Source organism: Streptomyces sp. NPDC127106 (genome assembly GCF_042677605.1).
GTDB lineage: Bacteria > Actinomycetota > Actinomycetes > Streptomycetales > Streptomycetaceae > Streptomyces.
In genome coordinates this window covers 1-5,532 of the sequence record NZ_JBHXTC010000016.1, presented here as the reverse complement: position 1 = coordinate 5,532, position 5,532 = coordinate 1, and the positions used below count along the sequence as shown (strand labels likewise).

Genomic DNA, 5,532 nt, shown 5'->3' with positions numbered 1-5,532 from the left:
CCACCGCCGTGGTCACCTGGGCGATCTGGCGCACCTGGGAGGTCAGGTTCCCGGCCATGAAGTTGACCGAGTCGGTGAGCTCCTTCCAGGTTCCGGACACCCCCTCCACCCGTGCCTGGCCGCCGAGCCGGCCCTCGGTGCCCACGTCCCGCGCCATCCGCGTGACCTGGTCGGCGAACGAGGACAGCTGGTCCACCATCGTGTTCACGGTGTTCTTCAGCTGGAGCATCTCGCCGGAGACGTCCACGGTGACCTTCTGCGACAGGTCGCCGTTGGCCACCGCCGTCGTCACCTGCGCGATGTTGCGGACCTGGCCGGTCAGGTTGCGGAACGCCGTGTTCACCGAGTCGGTGAGGTCCTTCCACGTCCCCGCCGCCCCCGGCACCTGCGCCTGACCGCCCAACTCGCCCTCGACGCCCACCTCGCGGGCCACCCGGGTCACTTCCGCACCGAAGGACTGCAGCTGGTCCACCATCGTGTTGACGGTGTTCTTCAGCTCCAGCATCTCGCCGGCCACGTCGACCGTGACCTTCTGCGACAGGTCGCCGTTGGCCACCGCCGTCGTCACCTGCGCGATGTCCCGGACCTGCGTGGTCAGATTGCGGAAGACCGTGTTCACCGAGTCGGTGAGGTCCTTCCACGTCCCCGCCGCCCCCGGCACCTGCGCCTGACCGCCCAGCAGGCCCTTGGCACCGACCTCGCTGGCCACCCGCGTGACCTCGTCCGCGAACGTCCGCAGGGTCTCGGTCATCTGATTGATCGTTTCGGCCAGCTGCGCCACCTCGCCGCGCGCGCTGACCCGTACCTTCTGCGACAGGTCACCGTTCGCGACCGCCGTCGTGACCTGCGCGATCCCCCGCACCTGAGCCGTCAGGTTGCCCGCCATCGTGTTGACGGAGTCGGTCAGGTCCTTCCACACGCCCGCGACCCCGGGCACCTTCGCCTGACCGCCGAGCTCGCCCTCCGTACCCACCTCGCGGGCGACCCTCGTCACCTCCGAGGAGAACGACGACAGCTGGTCCACCATCGTGTTGACGGTGTTCTTCAGCTGGAGCATCTCGCCGGCCACGTGCACCGTGACCTTGCGCGACAGATCGCCCTTCGCCACCGCCGTCGTCACCAGCGCGATGTCACGCACCTGAGCGGTGAGCCGGTACGCCATCGTGTTGACGGAGTCGGTCAGATCCTTCCATGAACCCGACATTCCACGCACTTGGGCCTGACCGCCGAGCTTCCCCTCGGTCCCCACCTCCAGCGCCACACGCGTCACTTCGTCCGTGAACGCGGACAGCTGGTCGACCAGGTTGTTGACGGTGCGCCCGACCTTCAGGAACTCCCCGCGCAGCGGATGCCCCGTCCCGTCGGCCGACAGCGTCCGCAGGTCCATCCGCTGGTCCAGGTCGCCCTCCGCGACCGCGGACAGCACCCTGCCCACCTCGGACACCGGCCGGGCGAGATCGTCCACCAGCTGGTTCGAGGCGTCGATCGCGGCTGCCCAGGAGCCCTCGCAGGCACCCGTTTCCAGCCGCTCGCTCAGCTTCCCCTCGCGGCCCACCATCCGCCGGACCCGGGACAGCTCCCCCGTCAGGTGCAGGTTGCGGTCGGCGACCTCGTTGTAGACGGCGGCGATCTCCGCCATCACCCCGTCGCCCGACACCGTCAACCGCTTGCGGAAGTTCCCGTCCCGCATCGACACCAGGGCCGTGAGCAGCCGGTTCAGGGCGGCGGTATCGACTTCCGTCGTTCCGTTCCGGCGTGGACGCCCGCCCTTCGCGCGCGTACCCGTACGCCGCACCGCTGCACCAGACTCCACCGTGTCCCTCCCGAAAGGGTCGACCGCTGTTCCACCGGCACCCGGCGAGTCACCCGCCCGGACACCCGATCCTGCCCAGTGTTTCACCCTGGCCGAACGAGGCCATAACACTTCGGCACCTTCGCACACCGCCCGCACCCCGCGGGTGGAATCCCCGACGACGGCACCATGGCGGGCGCGAAGGTAAGTAACCTGGCATCCGATGTACCACCGCGTCGAAGGAGACTTGTGATCACGGCTCGGGCGGCTGCCAGCTTCGACCCCCAAGGGCGCTCGGTCGCCGCCGCCCGGGCGTTCGTCCGCGACACCCTGCAGGGCTGGGGCTTCGCCGACATCGTCGACGACGCCGTGGTGCTCACCAGCGAACTCGTCACGAACGCCGTGGTCCATGCCGGCACCCGGGCCGAGGTCCTCTGCCTGCGCACCGAGGACGGCGCACGCGTCGAGGTAGCCGACCGGTATCCCGAGCGCGAACTCCCCCTGGGGTATCCCGGCGAGCGCCCGTACGCCGACCCCGACCGGGAGAACGGTCGCGGCCTCATGCTCTGCGCCGCCCTCGCCACCCGCTGGGGCGTCGAGTACACGCCCACGCACAAGCACGTGTGGTTCCGCCTCGACCTGCCGGACCGTCCGGTCGGTACCCGCTCCGCCGGGCCCGTCGTCCCCGACCGCCTGCTGCCCCTCGCCGACAGCCGCGTCCGGGTCGCCGTCGTCCAGATCGACGCCGCGGACTGCATCTCCGCCTGGAACGAGGACGCGGAGCACGTCTTCGGCCACCCCGCCGGGAAGGCCCTCGGCCGCCCGCTCGCCGAGCTCGCCGCCTGGCCGCAGACCCCCGGCACCGGCACCGGGATCGTCGAGGCGCTGCGCCTGTCCCGCTGGGAGGGCAGCTACGGCATCCGCGGCTCGGACGGCCGCGTCATCCCCGTGTACGCCTCCCACCTGCGGGTCCGCGATGCGCACGGGGAGCCGTCCACCGTGTGCCTGCTGGTCCACGACGACGAGCGCGCCCTCCTGCAGACGCCCGTCCGGACCCCGGCCTCCGACGGCCTTCCGCTGACGGAGACCCGCCCCGCGGACCCCTTCGAGGTGTTCATCGGCTCCCCCGCTCCGGACGACCTCGACAGCCTCCTCCAGCGGACCGTCGAACGCGCCCGCGACATGCTCGACGCCGATGCCGCCTTCCTCCTGCTCGCCACGGACGACGAGACGGAACTGGAGGTCCGCGCCACCACCGGCCTGGCCTCCACCCGCCAGCGGTTCGCCCGCGTCCCCGTCGAGGCGGGCACCAACCGCTACGGCTCGGCCCGGATGCCCGCCGTCCACGACGACCTGACCGCCGTCCCCGGAGCCGTCCCCCTGCTGGACGCCACCGGCATGCGCTCGGCGGTCACCGTCCCCCTCAAGGTCGAGGGCCGCCTCACCGGCTCCCTCGGGGTGGCGGCCGAGATCCCGGGCCGCTACTCCAACGCGGAGGCACTGCGCCTGCAGTTCGCCGCCGACCGGATCGCCCTGGCCGTCGAGTCGGCCCGCCTCGGCGAGCTGGAGCGGCTGCGGCGCGGCTCCCTGTCCTTCCTCGTGGAAGCCTCCGACCTGCTCGCCGGCACCCTCGACCGGGACCAGACCCTGGCGCTCATGGCCCAGATGACCGTGCCGACGCTGGCGACTTGGTGCGCCGTGTACACGATCGCCGACCAGTCTTCCGACCCGTACCTCTCGTACGTGCTGCACGAGGACGAGGAACGCATCGACGGCCTCAAGGCCCTCCTGTCCCGGGTGAGCCCGCCCGAGCCGGTCCGCGAAGCCGGCGCCCGCAGCTGGCAGGAGGCGTCCTGCGCCGTCGGCGGCGAGACCGTGGTCCTGCCCCTCCTGGCCCGCAACCGGGTGATCGGCATGCTCACCCTCGGCAGGCCTTCCGAGGAGCACTTCCGCCAGGAGATCCTCGAACTCGCCGAGGACCTTTCCCGCCGGGCGGCCCTCGCCCTGGACAATGCGCGCCTGTACTCCGAGCGCACCGCGATCAGCCGCTCCCTGCAGCGCAGCCTGCTCCCGCCCGGCTCCCCCGCGATCCCCGGCATGGAGGTCGAGGTGATCTACCGGGCCGCGGGCGAGGGCAACGAGGTGGGCGGCGACTTCTACGACGTCTTCCCGATCCGCGACGGCGCCTACGGCTTCGCGATCGGTGACGTGTGCGGCACCGGTCCCGAGGCCGCCGCCGTCACCGGCCTGGCCCGGCACGCCCTGCGGCTGCTCGCCCGTGAGGGCCTCGGCGGCCCGGCGGTGCTGGAGCGCCTCAACGCGGCCATCCTCGACGAGGGCGCCCGTAGCCGTTTCCTCACCCTTCTGTACGGGGAGCTCCACCCCCGGGAGGACGGCGGCGCGCTGATGAAGGTGGTCTGCGCCGGCCACCCGCTGCCGTTGCGCCTCCGCCCGGACGGCCGGGTCTTCCCCGCCGCGGATCCGCAGCCCCTGCTGGGTGTCCTGGACGAGCTGGACCTGTACGAGCAGACGCTCACCCTCGACCCGGGCGACGTCCTGCTGTGCGTCACCGACGGGGTGACCGAGCGCCGTGAGGGGAGCCGCATGCTCGGGGACGACGGCTTGACCGAGGTCCTCACCGGCTGCACCGGCCTGACCGCGGGTGCGGTCGCGGCCCGGGTCCTGCGTGCGGTGGAACGCTTCGCGGCCGAGCCCGCCTCGGACGACATGGCCATCCTGGCCTTCCGCGTCCCGGAACAGCGCACGGGCGACTAGCCGGGGCGGGTTCTCCTCACCGCGGGCCCGTGGTCAGGGTGCGGCGGGTGGAGGAGCGCAGGGCGAAGGCCAGCACGAGTTCGAACACGCCGAGCAGGACGAACCACAGGCCCAGCAGCCTCGTGAGGGCGACCGCGGATTCCACCGGGAAGCAGAGCACGACGATTCCGGCGACGGCACCGAGGGCGCCCAGGCCGAACAGCAGGCCCCGGTGCACGAGCGAGTGGTCGGCGATGGCGGTGTACCCCGTGAGCACTCCGGTCAGCAACCAGAACACCCCGACGATCAGGGACAGCGCGCCGATCGTCTGCATCGGATGCCGCAGGACGAGGACGCCCGCCAGCAGCGACAGAAGGGCGATGAGCACACCCGCCAGTCTGCTGCCCCCGTCGCTGCTGTGCGAGAAGGCACTGACGAACCGGAAGGCACCCGCCACGAGGAGCTGCAGACCGATGATGACGGCCAGGATGTGGAGCGTCTCGTCGGGCCAGACGAGGATCAGAACGCCTGGGATCAACGTCGCGAGGGCGAAGCCGAGCGCCCAGTGCCATGAGCCGCCGAGCTGCTGGAGAACGTCCTCGGGGTCGCGCTGGGGCTGCTTCGGTGTCGCGTCGGAGGGTACGGTCATCACGCCTCCCAGGCCGGCCGAACGGTCTTCAGCCTTTCCACCACCTTAGGTGGACGTGGCACGTCCCGCCCCTTCAGCGGCGCCCGGTTCCGGAATCGCCCTACGGGCAAAACAAAAAAGGCCCCCGCCGATGGGCGGGGGCCTTTCCTGATGGAGCCCTTTAACGGAATCGAACCGTTGACCTTCTCCTTACCATGGAGACGCTCTACCGACTGAGCTAAAAGGGCGGGTTGTTCGGCGGTGTCCTACTCTCCCACAGGGTCCCCCCTGCAGTACCATCGGCGCTGAAAGGCTTAGCTTCCGGGTTCGGAATGTAACCGGGCGTTTCCCTAACGCT

The 5,532-nt window shown here is 71.0% G+C and carries 3 protein-coding genes, 1 tRNA gene and 1 rRNA gene; 1 reads left to right on the top strand and 4 read right to left on the bottom strand.

All coding sequences use genetic code 11. The annotated features are described in order from the left end of the window. A partial coding sequence (locus tag ACFVGY_RS16155; protein ID WP_385677007.1) for a HAMP domain-containing protein occupies window positions 1-1,813 on the bottom strand: 1,813 nt, incomplete at its 3' end. 168 nt (window positions 1,814-1,981) lie between these two features. Here ACFVGY_RS16155 and ACFVGY_RS16150 point away from each other — a divergent pair. Beyond that, complete coding sequence (locus ACFVGY_RS16150; RefSeq protein WP_385677004.1) at window positions 1,982-4,567, top strand: SpoIIE family protein phosphatase; 2,586 nt, start codon at window positions 1,982-1,984, stop codon at window positions 4,565-4,567. 16 nt (window positions 4,568-4,583) lie between these two features. Here the strand turns inward: ACFVGY_RS16150 and ACFVGY_RS16145 are convergent, their stop codons facing one another. From ACFVGY_RS16145 to rrf, 3 genes are all read right to left on the bottom strand, one after another. After that, on the bottom strand, window positions 4,584-5,195 hold the full coding sequence (locus ACFVGY_RS16145; protein ID WP_385677001.1) for an HdeD family acid-resistance protein: 612 nt from the start codon (window positions 5,193-5,195) through the stop codon (window positions 4,584-4,586). A 151-nt stretch (window positions 5,196-5,346) separates the two neighbouring features. After that, window positions 5,347-5,422: transfer RNA gene (locus ACFVGY_RS16140), tRNA-Thr, on the bottom strand. Between the two features lie 5 nt (window positions 5,423-5,427). Further along, window positions 5,428-5,532: ribosomal RNA gene (rrf, locus tag ACFVGY_RS16135) — 5S ribosomal RNA — on the bottom strand; the annotation flags it as partial.

Excerpts from the sequence above, each read along its gene's own strand:
- ACFVGY_RS16150 (WP_385677004.1), top strand. The coding sequence starts at position 1,982 with ATGGCGGGCGCGAAGGTAAGTAACCTGGCATCCGATGTACCACCGCGT.
- ACFVGY_RS16145 (WP_385677001.1), bottom strand. The coding sequence starts at position 5,195 with ATGACCGTACCCTCCGACGCGACACCGAAGCAGCCCCAGCGCGACCCC.